15 protein-coding genes are annotated in these 19,759 nt (G+C 51.9%); 6 read left to right on the top strand and 9 right to left on the bottom strand.

Annotated features, from left to right (window positions below; genetic code table 11):
* Positions 1–22 precede the first annotated feature (22 nt).
* On the top strand, positions 23–1,453 hold the full coding sequence (locus V6R85_RS22100) for a mannose-1-phosphate guanylyltransferase/mannose-6-phosphate isomerase (RefSeq protein WP_336377206.1): 1,431 nt from the start codon (positions 23–25) through the stop codon (positions 1,451–1,453).
* Between the two features lie 77 nt (positions 1,454–1,530).
* Here V6R85_RS22100 and V6R85_RS22095 read toward each other — a convergent pair whose 3' ends face one another.
* The 7 genes from V6R85_RS22095 to V6R85_RS22065 form a co-directional block, all read right to left on the bottom strand.
* Entirely contained in the window at positions 1,531–3,627 is a 2,097-nt protein-coding gene (locus V6R85_RS22095; RefSeq protein WP_111817899.1) for an NAD(+) synthase, read from the bottom strand.
* Complete coding sequence (locus V6R85_RS22090; RefSeq protein WP_111817900.1) at positions 3,599–5,692, bottom strand: class I SAM-dependent methyltransferase; 2,094 nt, start codon at positions 5,690–5,692, stop codon at positions 3,599–3,601. Before V6R85_RS22090 ends, V6R85_RS22095 begins: the two co-directional genes overlap by 29 nt.
* Positions 5,610–6,152 carry an NUDIX hydrolase gene (locus V6R85_RS22085; RefSeq protein ID WP_111817901.1) on the bottom strand — a complete coding sequence of 181 codons (543 nt, stop codon included), beginning with the start codon at positions 6,150–6,152 and terminating at the stop codon, positions 5,610–5,612. Before V6R85_RS22085 ends, V6R85_RS22090 begins: the two co-directional genes overlap by 83 nt.
* Positions 6,153–6,217: 65 nt before the next feature.
* A complete protein-coding gene (locus V6R85_RS22080) occupies positions 6,218–7,000 on the bottom strand; it encodes a class I SAM-dependent methyltransferase (RefSeq protein WP_236761777.1) in 783 nt (260 codons plus the stop codon).
* Between the two features lie 148 nt (positions 7,001–7,148).
* Positions 7,149–8,975 (bottom strand): hypothetical protein, encoded by a 1,827-nt coding sequence (locus V6R85_RS22075; RefSeq protein WP_111817902.1) that lies wholly within the window; start codon positions 8,973–8,975, stop codon positions 7,149–7,151.
* Positions 8,972–10,324: a UDP-glucose dehydrogenase family protein gene (locus tag V6R85_RS22070; RefSeq protein WP_111817903.1), complete on the bottom strand. Its 1,353-nt coding sequence runs from the start codon at positions 10,322–10,324 to the stop codon at positions 8,972–8,974. Before V6R85_RS22070 ends, V6R85_RS22075 begins: the two co-directional genes overlap by 4 nt.
* 34 nt (positions 10,325–10,358) lie before the next feature.
* Positions 10,359–11,339 (bottom strand): NAD-dependent epimerase/dehydratase family protein, encoded by a 981-nt coding sequence (locus V6R85_RS22065; protein WP_111817904.1) that lies wholly within the window; start codon positions 11,337–11,339, stop codon positions 10,359–10,361.
* A gap of 281 nt (positions 11,340–11,620) precedes the next feature.
* On the opposite strand from V6R85_RS22065, the gene V6R85_RS22060 reads away from it, so the two are divergent.
* The 5 genes from V6R85_RS22060 to V6R85_RS22040 all read left to right on the top strand — a co-directional run bounded on the left by V6R85_RS22060 (position 11,621) and on the right by V6R85_RS22040 (position 17,588).
* Entirely contained in the window at positions 11,621–13,051 is a 1,431-nt protein-coding gene (locus V6R85_RS22060) for a UbiA family prenyltransferase (protein WP_111817905.1), read from the top strand.
* Entirely contained in the window at positions 13,048–13,470 is a 423-nt protein-coding gene (locus tag V6R85_RS22055) for a GtrA family protein (protein ID WP_111817906.1), read from the top strand. Before V6R85_RS22060 ends, V6R85_RS22055 begins: the two co-directional genes overlap by 4 nt.
* Positions 13,467–14,792, top strand: a complete 1,326-nt coding sequence (locus tag V6R85_RS22050) for an FAD-binding oxidoreductase (protein WP_111817907.1) — start codon at positions 13,467–13,469, stop codon at positions 14,790–14,792. Before V6R85_RS22055 ends, V6R85_RS22050 begins: the two co-directional genes overlap by 4 nt.
* Positions 14,789–15,526 (top strand): SDR family oxidoreductase, encoded by a 738-nt coding sequence (locus V6R85_RS22045; RefSeq protein ID WP_111817908.1) that lies wholly within the window; start codon positions 14,789–14,791, stop codon positions 15,524–15,526. The genes V6R85_RS22050 and V6R85_RS22045 overlap by 4 nt, the downstream gene beginning before the upstream one ends.
* Before the next feature lie 190 nt (positions 15,527–15,716).
* On the top strand, positions 15,717–17,588 hold the full coding sequence (locus tag V6R85_RS22040) for a hypothetical protein (RefSeq protein ID WP_162686941.1): 1,872 nt from the start codon (positions 15,717–15,719) through the stop codon (positions 17,586–17,588).
* Between the two features lie 230 nt (positions 17,589–17,818).
* Here V6R85_RS22040 and V6R85_RS22035 read toward each other — a convergent pair whose 3' ends face one another.
* Positions 17,819–19,105, bottom strand: a complete 1,287-nt coding sequence (locus V6R85_RS22035) for a glycosyltransferase family 4 protein (RefSeq protein WP_111817910.1) — start codon at positions 19,103–19,105, stop codon at positions 17,819–17,821.
* Between the two features lie 150 nt (positions 19,106–19,255).
* Positions 19,256–19,759, bottom strand: a 504-nt coding sequence (locus V6R85_RS22030; protein ID WP_336377205.1) for an AGE family epimerase/isomerase, incomplete at its 5' end; no start/stop codon positions are given.

Genomic DNA, 19,759 nt, shown 5'->3' with positions numbered 1-19,759 from the left:
GCCGCATTGGAAAGGTTTTGTTGTGAAGAAACACTCTCGAAAGATCACGCCGGTTCTTCTGGCCGGCGGCGCTGGTTCGCGGCTTTGGCCGGTATCGCGCGATCAGTTGCCCAAGCAGTTTCAGCCGCTGGTCGGCAATCTTTCGACCTATCAGCAGACCCTGCAGCGGGTGGGTGACGAAACGCTTTATTCCGAGCCACTTGTCATCACCAACGAGGATTTCCGTTTCTTCGCCCGCCGTCAGGCCGAAGAGATCGATCTGCCGGCAACGGTGGTGCTGGAGCCCGCCCGCCGCGACAGCGCCGCCGCCATGGCCGCCGCCGCTGTGCTGGCCGAGCGCCGCGAGCCCGGATGCCTGGTGCTGGCGCTTGCCGCCGACCATGTGGTGCTCGATGCCCAAAAGTTTTCCGATGCCGTGAAGCTCGGAGCAAAAGCCGCCGATCAGGGCAATATCGTCGTCTTCGGCCTCGTGCCGACCGAGCCGCGTACCTCCTACGGTTATATCAAGCCGGGCGAGGCGATCGACGGCGAGGAAGACCTCAGCACCGTCGATGCTTTTGTCGAGAAGCCGGATGTGAAGACGGCGATCTCCTATCTGGAAAAGGGTTATCTCTGGAATTCCGGCAACTTCCTGTTCCGCTCCGATGTGATGATCGCCGAACTGAAGGCCTTCGCCCCGGAGATTCTTGCGGCGGTGACGCAGGCGGTCGAGCAATATGAAAGCGACCTCGGTTTCGTGCGCCTGCATCAGGAAAGCTTCGAGGCTTCCCCGAAAAACTCCATCGACTATGCGGTGATCGAGAAGACCAAACGCATGGCGGTGGTGCACGGTCATTTCCGCTGGTCGGATATCGGCAGCTGGGATGCGATCTGGGAGATTGCCGACAAGCGCGGCAACGACAATGCGCTGGAAGGCAACGGCGTCTTCATCGATTCCGAAGGCTGCCTCATCCATTCGACGCAATTGCTGACGACGGTGGTTGGCGCCAGGGACATGGTGGTGGTGGCCACCAAGGATGCGGTTCTGGTGGTGCCGAAAAACCGGGTGCAGGATGTGAAGGGTCTGGTGGAGACGCTGAAGGACGGCGAACATGCGCCGCAGACGCAGACCCACAAGCGCGTCTATCGCCCCTGGGGTTATATCGAACACATGTATGTGGACGAGCGTTACAGGGTGGGCCATATCACGGTCGATCCCGGCCACCGCATCTCGTTCCAGAAACATTATCACCGCTCGGAACATTGGATCGTCGTCAAGGGCACGGCGACGGCGACAATCGGCGAAGAGACGAAGTTGCTGACGGAGAACCAGTCGGTCTATATCCCGATTGGCCAGCCGCACCGGCTTGCCAATGAGGGGCAGATCCCGCTCGAACTGGTCGAAATCCAGACCGGAGCCTATATCGGCGAGGATGATGTCATCCGCATCGAGGATGATTATAAACGAACGTGATTACTGAATGCTCCCTATGGGGAGCATTCCTGCTCACTATCGATAGTTCCCTCAGGCTACAATGTTCTGCTAAGCCTTTATTGATTTCTCTGTGGCGGAGCGAGTGCCAAGTCAAGTTCACGCAACCAAGAATCTGCCGAAGCATCTGATGGCATACGCCAATCCCCGCGTGGAGACAAAGAGCCCCCGGAACTTGTTTTCGGACCATTTGGAACGGCGCTACGTTTGAACTGGCTGGTTTGAAAAAAGCGCCTGATAAAAACTCTTAGCCATAATCGAACGGTTTCCAAATCGTAATCCCGCCGATCGGTGTCTGCAAAATCCGGTGGCCAGCTACCCGTTTTGGCATCCCGCCAAGCGTGCCATGCAAGGAAAGCCAGCTTAGATGGTCTCATGCCGTATCTTACCGTATAAAAAAGATTGAAATCCTGCAGCGCATAAGGTCCCACGAAATCTTCGGTCCTCTGACTTGGCGCATCTGCGTCACCCGGAACCAACTCCGGACTGATTTCGGTTGACAAAATATTTCGAAGAACTGCGGATGCCTCTTCACCGTAAAGCCCACGTCCAGCCACCCATCGAATAAGATGCTGAATAAGTGTTTTGGGAACCGAGCAATTGACGTTGTAATGGCTCATGTGATCACCGACGCCATATGTTGCCCAACCAAGGGCCAGTTCAGAAAGATCACCCGTGCCAAGGACGATAGCGTTATGACGGTTTGCCAGCCGGAAAAGCAGCGACGTTCTGGCCCCGGCCTGGACGTTCTCGAAAGTAATATCGTAAACCTTCTCACCTTCTCCGGCAGGATGTCCGATATCCCGCAACATTTGCATCGAAGCCGGGCCTACATCAATCTCGTCGGCAGTCACTCCTAACGCCCGCATGAGACGCCAAGCGTTTGATTTCGTCTTATTAGACGTCGCAAAAGCTGGCAAAGTCCACGCCAGAACATTTGAATGTGGAAGTTTCAACAAATCCATGGCGTGAAGTGCAACCAGCAGGGCGTGCGAACTATCCAGTCCACCCGAAACGCCTATGACGACCCGCTCGATGCCACTCGCCTTCAAACGGCGCGCAAGACCTTGAGATTGTATCTGAAAAGCTTCCTCACACAGAGCGTCAAGTTGATCTTTTTCATCCGGAACGAATGGAAAGCGAGCAATTTTTCGATGCAAGCCTATGTCAGTTTCGGGGGGCTGAAGATGAAAGCCGATGTGTCGATAGGGTTTTGGCGCAAGATCACGTCGATTTGCAACGAGGCTGCCATTTCGTAGACGCTCCGCTGCCAGAAGTTCCAGATCGATATCCGTAACAATCATACCGGCACTTGTGGAAAAACGCTCCGACTCAGCCAGAAGAGTTCCAGCTTCGTAAATCATTGCATGGCCGTCCCAAGCGAGATCGGTGGTTGATTCACCGAATCCCGCTGCCGAATAGAGGTAAGCAGCATTGCAACGAGCAGATTGCACGCGGCAAAGCGCGTGACGTTCGGCCGATTTGCCGATAATCGCATTGGATGCCGAGAGATTTGCTATGACTGTAGCACCAGCAAGCGCAGCCAAGGATGAGGGTGGTGTCGGAACCCAGACGTCCTCGCAAATTTCAATCGCGAGCACAAAATTCTCTATATCCTGCGCGGTAAATAAAAGATCTGTACCGATAGGAACATCGGACCCCAGAATCTCTATCACAGCGCCTTTTTCGACTATTGCACCCGATGCGAAGTGCCGAGCCTCATAGAATTCGCGATAATTGGGCAAATAAGTTTTGGGTACAATACCTAAAAGTCGACCTTTGTGCAGCACAACCGCACAATTGAGAAGATGGCCCTGCCAGCGGACCGGCATTCCCACAAGAACCACAGGCATTAGCGTCTCGGTGCGCTTGCGTAGTAGTTCAAGAGCCGATTCAGCCTCATCAAGCAGCGTTTGCTGATGCAGAAGGTCATCAATCGCGTAACCGGTCAGACCTAGCTCGGGCAAAACGAGAAGACCCACCGACTGTTCATCCGCCGCTTCCAATAGCGGTATCGTCGCCGTAGCGTTCGCCAATGGCGAAGCAGGCGTCACCAAATGTGAAGCAACGGCACAACGAAGGAAGCCTTGCGCGTACGCCGAAGAAAAAGTCACGGATGTAACCTGTTTATTGCGCATCATTGTCTTCACTTGCATTCATGCCGCCATCAGCAATAATCCCGACGAGAAGCCAGGACGGTCTTACCCAAAATAAGGATGAAAAGCGCGGACGCCACTGTTTCCAATTCAGCAACACCGCTTCAATGACGCCTTGAGCAGCATTTTGTTCGGCTACGATCAAGGGATCCGGACAAAAATCATGCCACATGACAAACCCGCCGGGGCGAACCACCCGCAACGCCTTTTCGGTATCGCTGGCCACTACATCGGCTGTATGGCCACCGTCAATCAGGACAGTATCGAAGAAATCGGCACCGAAAGCAGCTGTGTCGAACTCCCGGCTATCCATCAACATCTGGGTAACTCGTCCAGCTAATCCAGCTTCGCGATAAAGTCGTCCGATCCGGCTTCCACCATCCGTGACGCCGGATGCATCTGAATACAGAGGACGCCCATCAGCGTCCCTTTCTCCATCGGGAAGGTTCAGCGTCCAGACAAGAGCTTCAGAGTTTTGCAGGCAAAGTCGCGCTCCGAACCCTTCCCAAGTTCCAAACTCCAGATGATGCCGTGGTCGAAACGCGCGGTAAAGTTGTCCCAAAATCTTCGCATCATGGACCTCCATACGGAACTGGGTAAGCGGCATGTTAACGAGGTTTATAGGAGCTCGGAACGAGTAGCTCAAACCAAGACGTTCTCCCAACATATGAGCGTCAACAATTTCGAGCGTGTCGTCGGGAACATCAAAAGGCAATGATGAGAGCCCTCGCGCGACGTCCCTCAAGGTGATCTCTTTTTGTGCAGGGTTCATCGAAAGCGGTGGTGAAACATTCCGCCGGGCTTCCGCTTGCAAGACAACAGGCTCATTGAAACGTACGCGAGCCACACCGGGTAGCGTCGGACCCCTTCTGATAACAATGCCACGCAGATCCTCGACCCGATCAAGCGCTATCTCGACAGTAGTTTCTCCACCCGGCAGGACAAAAGCTTCCGATCCAATGAGCTCAGAAAAGCCCTCTCTAACGCAAAGAATGCCAATATCCGCCCCCGAAACACCGACCGACAAACGCACGATCGCCGGTCCGTCACAGATCGGTTGCGCTTTCCAGATCAAGCCATAACCCCAGGCGGGCGCATCGATAATTAGATCACCGGTTTCCTCATCCAAAACACCCGTACCAGCTAGTTCAAATGAAGCAGCTGTATCAGCCGCCGATGCTTCCGTCGCAACAAGAACAGGGGTAACATAGACAGGCTCGCGTTCATGTATGAGCCTCAATCCGTCAACGGCAACCGGCACGCCTTCCGGACGACGCAAAAGGAAATTTTCACCGTCCATCACGAGGGCTTCGTGATAACCCACTGATGCCAACCATTCCAGCGCCTGCGAAACGCTCTGCTTTCTTTCCGCTAATGCGTGGTTAAGTTCAACAAGAATCCAGGGATTAAATTTGTCGAGTGTCTGAAGAGAGCCCTTCAAAACTTCTAGGTCGAAGCTGTCGACATCAACCTTAAGAAGATCAAGCCTGTCCCATTCCAAACGTCGCATTTCCGCGTCCACTGTGGAGAAAGGAAACTCCTCCACTTCCGCAGGACTACCCCAGACGCGGAATATCGCATCACGACGGTTGCCTTCAGCTTCCCCCAGGGCAATCTGGCGAACCTCGACATTTGAAATCCCGTTGAGCTCAAGATTTTGCTTGAGCATCCGGTGCGTTTCCGTCGGCTCGAATGCAACAACGCGGCCTTCAGGGGCACAGCGACCAAAAAGTGCTGAATAATATCCTATATTGCCCCCGACATCAAAAATGCGCCAATCGGGGCCAATGTTGCGGACACACCAGCGTTTAGTTTGCATCTCGCAATAAGGATAATAGCCCCGCATATGGGCGTAATAGGCACCAAGCCGAATTGGCTCTGCCTCGGGAACCATGGTCCAGATCGGAGCCAGATCGAGCTGAACAGCCGGAGCCGGAGCTTCAACGGCCGTGTCTGTCTGGCGTTCGACCAGTTGTTGCTCTTCAGAATCCAAAATGTGCTCTGGCTGCGAGCCAGACGGCGAGTTGAGGAAGGATTGCACAATGTCCCTGATCGATCGCCGCATTTATTTCCTCCACTGTCATAACTCTAAGATCGAAAGTTTCAAGATCGTCATGATCAGCAACGCCCGCAAGACGACAATCCGTCAGAGCAAAAAGATGCGCCCGACCGCAGCCCTGATTGCCGCTAACGGCATAACTGCCAAAGCTAATGGCATTCTCAGCCACATAACCGGTTTCTTCGCGCAGTTCCCGCAGCATCGCTTCAACAGCATCTTCCCCGGGCTCCAAATGGCCAGCAGGAAAAGTCATAGAATAGCATCGGGCACCATGCTTATATTGCCACAAAGTCAGAATACGACCGTCTGTGAGAATGGGCACGGCAATAGAAAAATCAGGTAAATGAATTTGGTGATAGTCATCGACAACCCGCCCATCCGGCAACGACACGGCTTCGATCGAAAGGGTCACGAAGGGAGACGCATAGACCTCCCTTCGATTTCTTACGGACCAGATATTCGTCATCGCTGCTTCAGCCCCTTAAGCTGTGACAACCCTATCAAGTAGCGCACGTAGTGTCTGGTCCAACCTCAAATCGGTTTAGCAGTTATTAGCAGATGCCATCCCAGGCTCTGTTCAAGCGCACGAAACAACTCCGGCGGCATGGTTTCAAACCATGGTTGCCGCACATATTCGTAGTTGACGTATTGCTCAATCTGATACGGGAAAATATGATCCTGTCGAATTTCAGTAGCTTCAAAGCATCCAGAAAGAAGCTCTTGAACGTCGCGCTCATCGTAGGTGAAGGCAATCGGGCACCCTGACTGAGCTTCTGGTTGGTCGAGCCCAGCTTCAATCATAGCAGCCTTCCAAGACCTTTTTGCATATAGCATAATTCTCAGTTCACCATCCGACTTGATAACTTTACGGATTTGTTCAATTACGCCCCGCGGATTGGGTGTATGATGAATCACACCAAAAGAGTATACCAAATCAAAGTTGCTCTCAGGGAAGCCTTGTGTAAGCGCTTCAGCGTTCAACTGTTGAAGGTTTCCGTCTTGTTCAAACACTTCAAATCGTGACTTGGCGATTGCAAGACTTGCTTCCGAAAGCTCTATCCCAGAATATATTGCACCGTTACGCGCGAAGTTGATCGCGTCAGTGCCAATGCCGCATCCGACTTCCAGTACCTTTTTGCCGTTCCAACGTGAGAATTCCGCAAAACCCGGAATGTGGGGCTCGACAAAGTACTTCCGGGCTTCAACTTCATCGAAGTATTCTCGAGAACCCACTTCGCGCTTTGAATGTCGAACATTACAGGGGCGGCGATTCCAGTACTCTTTTACATCTTCAATGGTGGCGTTGTCAGTCACAGGTGAATCCTTTATTGAATGAAGATAGCAGTTTCAGTTACTCAGCGGTTTGTCTTGCAGCGGCCTGGAGCTCTAAATCGATCAGGCTTCTCATCTTTTATAGAGATGCAGAAACAACACCGCATCTCACACCGATGTTTCAACCAAGTTATGCATCAACTGGCTGAACCCTTTTTACAGTTATCCGTTCAAGAGCTATTCGAGATCTCCCAATCGAGTGAAGGCGTACCTCAATAGGAAGAGGTAATTCCTGCGTTGTGATTTGCAGTGGTAGAGATATGATTTTCCTTGATCCGAAAAATTTGACTTTTACAACCGCTACCGTCTTCTCACCCAGCATAATTTCGAGTTGTAACTTCGATGTGGGCGAGTGATTCCAGCGTTTTATGAGACTGACATCGACTCTGTAGTTGCCGGGCATCAAATTGGCGTAAGGACCATAAAATATATGTCCACTCGCTCCTGTGGAGTGAATTACATTTTCATCCCTTTTTCCAGCTGCACCTGCATGCATTTCGCCGGTCCAGTCTTGCGCATCGACAAACGCAGACTTCAGCAAATAGCCATGCCGCAATCTGGCTGAGAACGGTGTTCGACTGCAGCCAACGAAACGCTGCATTACAGACTCGAAACCATTATGTATGGCATTCACACCAATAATCCGGCGGGGCTCTTTATTCGACGCTAAGTGATCCCGCTCGTTTGTTACGACTGTATAAAATTGCTCCATCAAGGCGGACGAAGCATCGCCCTCCACCTTTTTTGGAAGTCCAAAATTAATTATAAAAGTATCTGCGCGATCAATAACGTCTATATCGCCTTGCCAACAAGATACATCCGTTAGGAATCCTAAATTTCGCCAACAATTCGTAAAAAGATCATATATCCGGTCTTTTGGACCAAGCCAGACGACATTCGTATTTCTTGGAGCGTTGGCAAATAGATCAACAAGAAATGGAAGTACGTGTTCCGGCGTTCCGACTTCAAGATCATAAGACTCTGGCCGATAGCGCGCCTCAATCAAACCTTTCAGAGGCCGATCGATTGCTTGGCTAAGCGCTTTGCGATACGCGATGTTTATGGTGTCAGTTAGGCTGATTTCTTCCAAGTCAATCCCAGCTAGACCCCAAATTTCCGATTGATCCGGTATTTCCGGCTGCAAAAGATTGTGAAAAAAATCGTCCGCACTGTTTTCCACACTCTTATGTGCGTGAGCCGGAGTGGTTTGACGAGTGTGGTCGCAGTGATAACCAAGAACGAAAGGTAGGGCGTCATCAATCTTGCCATGACGCATAACGAGACGCTTCGAAATATTTGCGTCTACATGCCAACCCAGCAGCATCCTCTCATCGAAGCCGTGAATGGAGAAGAGGTCGTCTCGTTTTATTAGCTGAAAATCACCAGGCGCGTCGTACAGGATAGAGTCCATCCCGTACACTACCTCATTCAAATAGAAGTTCTCTCCCGCTTCGCGCGTTTCAGCTATAACCCCAGCCGGATCAAGCCGATCAAAGCTCTCCCACAGCGTTTCAGGTATCTCGAAACGAGGCGCACAATAAAATCCGTCTTCCAGTCCCGCCAACTGGTCAGACAAGGACTGCGACCCGCGTGGTACGAAGATCATGTCCGTGTTGGTTGACAATATCCAGCGATTTGCAGGATTGGATCGCCTGACAGCAGCATTACGCGAAATCGGCTCCAGAGCCTTCAGGTGCGTACGAGACGCAAACAGCCGATTATGAAGGCTCGGCCTTATGCGGATGATCCGCAGAAGACGCCTCGCACGATCTGTCAGCGTGTCACAGATCGCCTCCGGGAAGGTCGGAAAATCATCCGGTGTGTTATAGTCAACGAAAAGAATTTCATCGTTTTCGTCGGTCAGCACTTCCGCCATACAATTCAGGCTGAGAGCAGCCCGCTTGTGGAGGTTATAGCCGTAACTGTCGTTCCTTCCATAGAGAACGATCGATATCATGACATTACCCGGGCATGTTTCGCTGCGGCAGCGTCAGAGAGCCAATCCCCCATGCCAGGTCTGATCAGCGTTATTGCAGCCGAAAGCTTCGCAGCATCAACAACACGCCACGGATCGATAACAGCCTTCGGTCCCGCCGCAGCAATGTCGAGATTGCGGTAGGCTTTCCAAGGCGTCACGATGGCAACGACATCCGCTCCCGCCATGGCGCTTTCCGCATCTACCTTGATCACGATCCCATCGGCGATCTGATCCGGAAGGCTGACGAGAGCCTGCGGGTCTGTAATCCGCACTTTATAACCGATGCTGATCAGTTTGTGAGCCAGTGCCAATCCCTGGCTTTCCTCGATCACCGGGGTTTCCGGCTTGTAGGACAGCCCGAGGATTGCCACCTGGGCCCCCGGATCAGCCGATGCCGCTATCGCCCGAACAAGCCGCTCCGTCTGGTGATCATTGATAACATCTGTCGCTTCGGCAAGATCCGTGCGCACGCCGAGGCTACGCCCAAGCGCCGCGAATGCCTTGTTATCACGCGGAAAACAAGGGCCACCATAACCAATGGCACCCTTGATGTATTTCTTTCCTATCCGGCTATCTGCACCGAGAGCGTCCGTCACGACATCGGCATCGGCACCATCGAGATGATCGCACATGTCAGCGATCATGTTCGCATAGCTGATCTTGGTGGTCACGTAAGTGTTGACGGCGATCTTGCAAAGTTCTGCATTGACCCAGTTCATCCGCTGGAACTCAGGGTTGCTTTCGGTCGAGCCACGATAGACGCTTTCGAGCAAATCTCCCGCTTTAGGATCGCTTTCGCCGATAAGTATCATATCGGGGTAAAGCATATCGCGGACTACCGTGCCGAGCGCGATGAATTCCGGATTGTAGCACAAACCGAGATCCGAACCCACGGTTCGACCAGACGCACGTTCCAGCGTCTGGCGCAGAATACCGCCTGTGGAGCCGGGCATGACGGTGGAAGTGACAACAACGTTATGATAGCCGATCTTGTCATGCAATGCCGCACCGATGCTCTCGAGAGCGGAGATTACGTAGTCATTGCGGAAAAAACGATCCGGACCGCTGGGCGTGGGGACGATGATGAAGGTCACGTCCGAGGAAAGCACCGCCTCCCGCATGTCGGTCGTAGCTCGAATGCGCCCACCATTTTCCGTGATCAATTCCTGAAGTTGCGGCTCAGGAACCGGCGCCGCGCCACGATTGATCGAATCCACAAAAGCGGAATTCAAATCCATACCAATGACGTCAAAGCCTTTTTTGGCAAACACGGCAAGCATAGGTGCACCAAGTTTGCCCAGACCTATTACAGAAAGTTTCGGCTTCATGATAATATCTCGCTAGGGATCAGGCCAAAGGCCGTCACTTGTTTTTTCCACGTGCTAGCTCGGCCTGACGAGCAATCCAAGGATAGGTACGGGCCAACCCTTGCTCAAGCGTCAGGCTTGGCTCCCAACCCAGTTTTTCCCGAATGAGGTCATTGTGGGAGTTGCGTCCACGAACACCCTGCGGGCCTGGAATATTACGAATTTCGAGATCCTTGCCAGCCACTCGCATGGTGATCCTGGCAAGCTCATTGATCGAAACCATCTCTTCCGATCCAATATTCACCGGACCGGCAAAAGTTTCGCATCGCGTCAAACGCAAAGTAGCCTCGAGGCATTCATCGACGAATAGAAACGATCGAGTTTGCAGACCATCGCCCCAAATTTCGATCGCTCCACCGGCTTCAGCCTCGGCGACTTTGCGGCAGAGCGCAGCCGGTGCCTTCTCACGTCCGCCGACCCAGGATCCTTCCGGGCCAAAAATATTGTGATAACGCGCGACACGGCATTCCATCCCGTGATTGCGGTTGTAAGCGAGATAAAGTCGCTCGGAAAACAGCTTTTCCCAACCATATTCACTGTCTGGATTTGCGGGATAGGCACTATCTTCCCGCGTCACGGGAGCATTGGGATCGGTCTGGTTATGCTCGGGATACATACAGGCCGAAGAGCTGTAAAAGACCCGCTTTATGTTGCGACGGTAGCAGGCATCCAAGACATTGAGATTGATGGTAGCCGAATTGTGCATGATATCGGCATCGTTCTCGCCCGTAAAAATATATCCCGCACCACCCATATCAGCAGCTAGCTGGTATACCTCATCAAACCTGCGATCAATCACCGCGCGACAATTGGACTGCTCACGCAAGTCCGCAATAACGAAATCGTCAGCCTCTGTTGCGGCATATTCTGGGAACTTGAGGTCTACACCCCTCACCCAAAAACCTTCACGTTTCAAGCGCTTAACCAGATGTGCGCCAATAAATCCACCTGCTCCGCAGACGAGTGCCGTTTTCATGTGTCTCTTCCCAACAAGAAAAATCCGTAATTATGCGCCGGCAGCAGCTATCAGATTATGTTGGAAGTTTTCAATAGGTTTCGAATTATTTCCGATCTTTTCAGAATGTTTCTGCGCTAATCGGCCCTCAATCGATTGCGTGACCTCCCCCTATACGTTAGGACGCGCTAAAAAGCATAGCGAGACTCCGCAGCATATGCGGCCGAACAACTGCAGGATAGTGCCTTTGCCTATCTGAACTCCGCCATGATAAAAACGCATGACAAAAGAGCGATGAACCGTTGAATTTCGATAGTCGAAAAATCCTCGTCGTTGATCTGGACGGAACCCTTCTCCGCACAGACATGTTGTACGAAAACTTCTGGTCGGCTTTCGGCTCAGACTGGCGCTGTCTTTTTAGCACAATATCGGCGCTGCCACGCGGACGCGCTCACTTGAAACGTCACCTCGCCTGCGCGGCAGTCGTCGACGCTCAGGTGCTTCCTTACAACACTAAGGTGCTTGCCTATATCGAAAAATGGAGAAGCGCAGGTGGGCGTACCGCTCTCGTCACCGCTTCTGATCAGCAGATTGCGCAAGGAATAGCGGACCACCTCGGTATCTTTGATGAGGTTCACGGCTCCGACGGCACGCGAAACCTGAAAGGCGCCACGAAAGCCGCATTTTTGGAAGAGCGTTTCGGTGAAAACGGTTTCTTGTACATGGGCGACGCCGCCGCCGATTTGCCTGTATGGGAGCGCGCAGAAAAAGCAATTACGGTGGATGTACCAAGGAAAGTACGCACGAAAGTCGACACTCTCTGCGATACAGTCGAGCATCTCCAAAGCGAGAAAGATAACTTTAAACCTTACATCAAGGCGCTCCGGCCTCACCAATGGCTAAAGAACCTTCTCGTATTCGTACCACTGCTTGCCGCGCATCAATTCGATGGACGAACCATCGTTTTATCGATGACGGCTTTTGTGTGTTTTAGTCTGATAGCTTCAGGCGTATATATCCTGAACGATCTGCTTGATCTTTCTGCAGATAGAGCACATCCGCGAAAACGAAACCGACCATTTGCCGCGGGCGCTGTTCCCATCGCGCACGGCACGCTGATGGCGGGAGCACTTGTAGGTTTCGGCTCTCTTCTCGCAATTTTGATAAGCTGGAAATTTCTGGTAGTCATGGTCGGCTACTATCTGCTGACAACCGCCTATTCGCTTTATCTGAAGCGGTTGATCATCCTTGACATCTGCATGCTTGCCGCACTTTATACGGTAAGGATGTTTGCCGGCTCTGTAGCGACGTCGATTGACATATCAATCTGGCTGCTGGCTTTTTCTGTTTTCTTTTTCCTATCTTTAGCAGCTATCAAAAGACAGGCCGAGTTAATCGACAGCGCAGAGCGGGGCGATCTGAAACCAAGCGGCAGAGGCTATCATGTCGATGATCTGCCTATAATTTCAATGATTGCAATTGCCGCTGGCTATGTTTCCGTGCTCGTGATGACACTTTATGTCAATTCTCCCGCTGTGGTACAGTTATACGCACGTCCAGAGGCGCTTTGGGGCGTTTGCGCTATTCTATTATATTGGCTCACCCGTGCCGTGATGATGGCACACCGTGGCTTGATGCATGACGATCCAGTTGTCTACGCGGCCAAAGATGGCACGAGTCAAATATGCGCACTGATAGTCCTAGCCTTCACACTGGGAGGTGCATTGTTGTGACACTCGGCGTTCTGACTTTTCGATATTCGATATTTGCGGTTATTGCCACTTTAGCAAATCTTGCGACACAAAGATTTGTTCTTCAGGCTGGAAGTACCGAAGTCCACTTTATCGCAGCAATCGGAATGGGAACAATCGTAGGTCTCGTAATAAAATATGCGCTCGACAAGCAGTGGATATTTTATGACCAAGATGCGGGACTGAAAAACAACACCCGAAAATTCTCGCTTTATACCCTGATGGGCATTTTTACCACTCTGATATTCTGGACGGCCGAAACAGTATTTTGGCTAATCTGGCAAACCGATCTCATGCGAGAAGCAGGCGCCATTATTGGGTTGGCCATCGGATATGTTGTTAAATACAATCTCGACAAGCGGTTTGTTTTTAACGACAAGCGCAAAGAGATCACGTTATGAAAATATCTGGCTGGGGTCGATACCCGTCGATAGATACCCAACTTCATTTTCCGCGTGATGTGGAAACACTGCTTGGCTTAGTCACTTCCAGGCACAGCGTCATAGCCCGTGGCAACGGCCGCGCCTATGGTGACAGTGCGATTAATCCATTCAGCACTATTTCAATGAAATATTTTAACCACATGGTTTCTTTCGACCCCAAGACTGGTCAGCTAGTCGCCGAGGCCGGCGTATTGTTGGGCGACATCATCAAAACATTTTTACCCAAGGGTTGGTTTCCCATGGTCACCCCAGGAACGAAATTCGTTACCTTAGGCGGCATGATTGCCGCGGATGTCCACGGTAAAAACCACCACAAGGAGGGTAGTTTTCGAACGTGTGTCGACTGGATAGATGTCCTGGATGTCAACGGGGAAATTACCCGATGCTCCCGGGAGATGAACATTGATCTCTTCGAATATACGTTGGGCGGCATGGGGTTGACCGGCATCATTCTACGCGCCGCCTTCCGACTTAGACGCGTCCGGACTTCGTGGGTCCGGCAAACAACCGTCCCTGCTCCGAACCTGCAAGCGGCAATGGAAGTCTTCGAAAAATACAAGGATGCCACTTACTCGGTTGCTTGGATCGATTGCCTCGGACGGGGAAAGAACCTGGGGCGCTCCCTGATTATGTTGGGTGAACATGCGTCGATATCCGACCTTCCTGCGAAGCATATCGGCGAACCATTTGAACAACTAGAGAAACGTCAAGTAAGATTTCCAATTACCATGCCGAGCGGCATATTGAATAGAGTAAGCGTGAGCTTATTCAATCAGCTATATTACAAAAATGGCGCCAGAAAAGCTGGAGAATCCCTGGTCGATTGCGATTCATATTTCTACCCTCTCGATACCATACTTGGCTGGAACCGGATTTATGGTCGGAACGGGTTCGCGCAGTTTCAATGTGTCTTACCTCTTGATCGTTCGGAAAGAGGTATTTGTGCCCTGCTTGACGCCATTTCCCTTGCCGGAGCCGGCTCTTTTCTCGCTGTTCTTAAGAAACTCGGTCCACAGGAAAGCAGATTTTCCTTTCCCATGGAGGGTTACACCCTCGCTCTTGATTTTCCGATCTCGCAGAAAACCCTGACTTTGCTGAATCGTCTAGATGAAATTGCCATTGAAAATGGTGGGCGTTTCTATCTTGCAAAAGACAGCCGCATGTCGGCCCGCACGTTACGTGTTTCAGATGAGCGCGCAGAAAAGTTCGTACAGAATAGGGACGAGAAAGGCTGGAGAGGCCGCTTTATTTCGTCCCAGGCAGAAAGGCTCTCTATATGACGAAACCACCTGTCCTTATTATTGGCGCCCGCTCAGATATTGGCAAGGCTGTAGCCCATAAGTTTGCCGCAGGGGGATACGCTATCCAACTTGCAGCGCGCAATGCCGAAGGCCTTGATGTCGAGAAACGCGATATCGAACTTCGTTATGGTGTCGAGGTGACGTTGCATGAATTTGACGCGCTCTCGATAGAGACCCACGAAGAATTCCTGAACAGTCTTCCCCGATTGCCTGAAATTGCAATATCGACCATCGGATTGATGGGCCAACAAGAGGAAAGCGAACGTGATCCTATCGCCGCAAGCCACGTTATGCGCAGTAACTACGAGGGCCCGGCGAGTATCCTAGCGCTTCTAGCCAATCGGTTCGAACAACAGGCCGCGGGTACGATTGTCGGGATAAGCTCCGTCGCTGGGGAGCGGGGTCGCGCAACCAATTATGTTTACGGCTCCGCCAAAGCTGCTTTTACCGCGTTTCTTTCCGGCTTGCGCAATCGCCTGGCTAAGCGTGGGGTCCATGTCGTTACGGTTCTACCCGGATTTGTCGCCACCAAAATGACAGAAGGGATGGATTTGCCCGCAGCTCTTACAGCAGAGCCGACTGAAGTCGCAGTAGCAATAGAGCGCGCCGTTATACAAAAAAAGAATATCGTCTATGTACGCTCTATCTGGCGATTGATAATGTTGGTCATACGCAATATTCCGGAGCGTTTTTTTAAGATGATGAAGATATAAGCACCAGATATCTAGACCATTCCTTCCACATACTGAAGCACTTTAGTTTGATCACGCTGATACTGGCATAGTCCTTGCTTGGCATTTTTAGAGAGATCGTCGCGGGGCGGCCACGGAGAAGCAACGAATGGGAATGATTTGGCAGACACCTGAACCAACCGGCCCAAAGGGCGCGCTAGTGGTGCAAGGCATGGCTGTGTCCCTTTCTTTTCTCGTACCGTTTCTAGCCGGCTTCAGCTTTGTGATGAACCATTTCTATGTGGCGGGCGGCTATCTGCACGATAGCGGCTGGTTCGCGGCGCTGATGTGGCGCCCGCTGGACTTCAACCTCACCAATCCACCTGTTATAGACAACAATCTTTTTTACAGCACGCATCTGTCGCCGATCCTTTATGGTATCGGCCTGTTGAGTTTCTTCTGGCCCTGGGGACCGATAACATGGTTTGCCAGCTTCCAAGGCGTCATTCTGGGTGGCAGCGGCCTAATGGCCTGGATCACTGTGCGCAGAATACCCTGTTTTGCAGAGAAACCGCTTTGGCAGGCATTTCTGGCACTGGCTTTCGCCTTCAATGGTCTAGCTATGTTTATCTTGGCTTATCCGCATATCGAAGCGTTGGGAGCACTGATGGCTTGCGCCTGCCTCGCCGCCTTCTTCAGCGGCAAGCGGCGGTTGGCGGTGCTGTTTTTGCTAATAGCGCTTTCGGTTCGAGAAGATATGGGCTTCCACGTCGTTGCGCCGCTGGGGCTTTTATGGATCTGGACCATGTGGAGTAACCGCCGTGTGACAGCTGGGGGCGATGTGCTGGCGCTGCTGACGCTGGCGTTCTGCCTGTCGCTGGCCGCCGTGCTGATCCGCAGTTGGCAATTTCCAGCCGATGGCGCCTTTACCCGCATCTACACAGGCGTACCACCTTATGCCCACCTGACGTGGTCACTGATGCAGGAGCGGCTCACCCTCTTGTTTTCACAACGGCTCTACCTCCTGCAGCCCGCCGCTGTCGCCTTATTTGCGACGATCATATGGCGAAATCCTGTACCTATTTTGGGTTTCGTAGCCTATATTCCATGGTCACTTCTCAATTTAACCGCCTTCAGTGATGCTGCGGGCCACATGGACGTCTATTATCCCTTTCCCTTTCAGATCGCTATTTTCTGGTTTTTATGGTGGACCGGAGTTCCGCAGATATCACATCTAGTGGTTACCGACACGCTCCGTCAGCAGGCAAGCACGAAGATATTGGTTGCAATATTTTTGATTGCCGGCATTTCCATGAGTTTCCCATGGAGTACCATTCTGCCTGCCTGGAACGGTGGCGTAATAAGAGCTACTGAGGAAGCAGCAGACAATATAGTGCAAAACCGTCATCTCTTGGGACCCATCAAAGCCGATCCAGCTATGCTGTCGCTGCGGCCGCGCGCATTTCTGCAAGAAGACGATCTCGATGATCCAGATATTGGCAACGAACCGGCACCTGAAACATTAATCTGGCATGCTAACAGCATCCACTTTGGTAAAGTACAGCAGCACTTGGAAAACTTTGAGGCCGAAATGCTGTATCGGATTACTGACACACCATTCTACCTCGCCTCACATCTGCCGCGCGCTCAACTTGAAAGTGCCGGTCTCGCACTGCGACCGATGATGGACATAAACATGCTGCCGCTGATGAAAACGCGGTACGGCCAAGTAAACGTCTCTATTCTCGATTTGGCCAGCAATGGCGGGAAACACAAACTGTATGGCCCTGGTTTGGTTTTACCCCCAGGCAAATACCGCCTCGAAATGGATATGCGAATTTTCGACGATCACGCCGATGAAGCCATGGTGGAGGTGTATAATACCCAAACTGGTTCCATTATTTCTGCCCCCCTGCAGCGCGGGCTAGGCGGCAGCCCCGCCACGACCGACATTGAATTTACCATCCAGCGGCACCACCAGGGCAATTGGGAGTTTCGCGTTTCGGGAAATAACCTGCACGGCATCCGTATTACGGGCGTCTGGCTCCGTTCACTCGGCCAGGGCGACAAAACTGATGCAACTGAGAGTGTGCCTGGGAATTGATCAACCGCGGCAATCCCAGTCGCTTTCCGACCGAAAATCTGGCCGCAGCAACTCTGCCGCATTGAATGGGGGAAACTCGCCAGACCCAGCACGAAGTGCATCATAGCCTACACAAACTAGGGACGTATGATATTCCTCCCCGCGCCGCAAAGCACTATGGAGCCATAGGTAGACCGTTGTACTAACGTGCGGTGGCGCAACACGCCACCAGCCGCCTGCCCATCATATTTTCAGTGCTCAACATCTTTGAGTTTACTAAGAACGGACAGAAGCAGGTCTGTGGATCTCGCCCAATTGAATTGGCTCCGAAGTTCACTTGCTACTCGACGTCTAGTCTCAAAATCTGGTGGAAAGTTAGCCAATTGATGCATGGCATCTGCCCAGTCTTGCGGTTTCTCTGGATCGCAAAAAATCGCCATATCGTGCAGCAATTCTGTCATGGCGGGTCTCGCACTACAGATGCAGGGAACTTCAAGCATCAACGCCTCTAACGGAGGCAAGCCAAAACCTTCATATAAACTGGGAAAAAGTAGTCCCTTGGATCGTCTCAATACCCTAGCCAACTGCCCATCCGTCAGACGTCCAACCGGATGTATCTTTCCTCCGCTATTAGAGGTCAACTCCGTAGAGAATCCTTTCGGAGATTTTCCGACGACGACCAAATGATAGTCTTGGGCATTGCTGAGGCCCATTGCCTTAATCACCACGTCGATATTTTTATGGTAATCGTTAGAACCTATACAGACGAAGTAAGGCGCGTCGGGCGTAAGTAAATCGACGCTCTCGTCTTCGTCCCATTCTACAACATCGACGCCATTATAAACGACATGTATCTTTTCCTTCGAAATACCGATAATCCGTGAAATATCGTCCGCACTGCTTGCACTCACAGTCACAATAAGATCGGCGTTTCTAATTGTATGGATGTATTTTTGTTTCCATTCGCCGATTGTTGACTTTTGAAATATGCTCTCAAATAGCAAAGGAATAACGTCGTGCACCATAACGACGGATCGAGGAGGCAACTCAGAGGGACACCAATGAACAGACGGGAAAAAATGAATGGGTTTTTCGCGAATTGATAAAACGTCGAGCGTCGCGAGTACCTCTCGCTTTATTAATTCCTTCAATATTTCACGCGCAACTCTACCGACACCTCGTCTATCAACTAAAGTACCGGTACTATACTGGATATTGAGACCCTGAACACATAAAGGAAAATATTCAGGGCAATCGATGGCCTCATTGGACCTTGATACGATTCCCTGTTTTGGAAAACGCTTTCGTATCGCTCTTCGTATCAAACGCTCAGGATTAAGGGAACGAAGTGTCGTCCTGACACCACCTCTGTCAGTTTTCCCTTTTTCGTCGCCAACTCGGCCTCCACTCATTTGCGCTGATATCACATCATTTGCAACACGATTGACTACCTCCTGGGCATACTTTGAAGCCAGCAGGTAATTTAGTTCTCTAGCAATTTTCAGCTCATCTTCATGGTTCAGAAGATCAAGGGCCATTATGTGCCTTTCGAAAGAGTGACCATCGTTTTAATGCCCCCCAGCTTTTTCTTTTGAGCTGGCAGACAGCGCAAAAGCACTATCCCATTTAAAACATGGGAATAACATGAAACAAGCCAATTCAAAGTCCAGCGGTTGTCGGCAGCATTTTCATTTCTCCACCGCCAGCACAGCCTCTGCCTCATATATGGCGCAGACGATGTGATAAAACGTGCTTGCCGGCGCCGGCTCGTCGAGCATCGGCCTGTCGGCCGGCCATTTGTCGAACCAGAGACCCTTGACCGGCGTGTCGAGGAAAGGCTGCAGCGCGCCGATGGCGCTGAGACCGGAGGCGAGGTAACGCTGACGCTCCTCACCGCCCGTGACGCTTGCAAGCCGCACCGCAGCCTTCAGCCATTCCGTCTGCGGCCATAACCGCGCCAGCCCGTCATGCACCGAAAAATCGTCGTGGAGGCTCATCACCGCCACCTTGCGGCGCGGGCAGATGCCGTGCTCTTCACCGATCTCGAACAGCCGTTTTGCCTTGTCGATCGCCTCGCCATTGCCGCGCAGGCTGCCCCAGCGCACCAGAAGCCAGGCCCATTCGAACTGGTGGCCCGGCTCCATGATCCGGCCCTTGTCGCTGTCGTGGGGTGTCCAGTCATGGGCGAAGAA

This window comes from Agrobacterium sp. CCNWLW32, assembly GCF_037083425.1.
Classification (GTDB): Bacteria; Pseudomonadota; Alphaproteobacteria; order Rhizobiales; family Rhizobiaceae; genus Agrobacterium; species Agrobacterium radiobacter.
The sequence above is the reverse complement of the archived record's forward strand: the minus strand, read 5'-3'. Positions and strand labels throughout refer to the sequence as shown.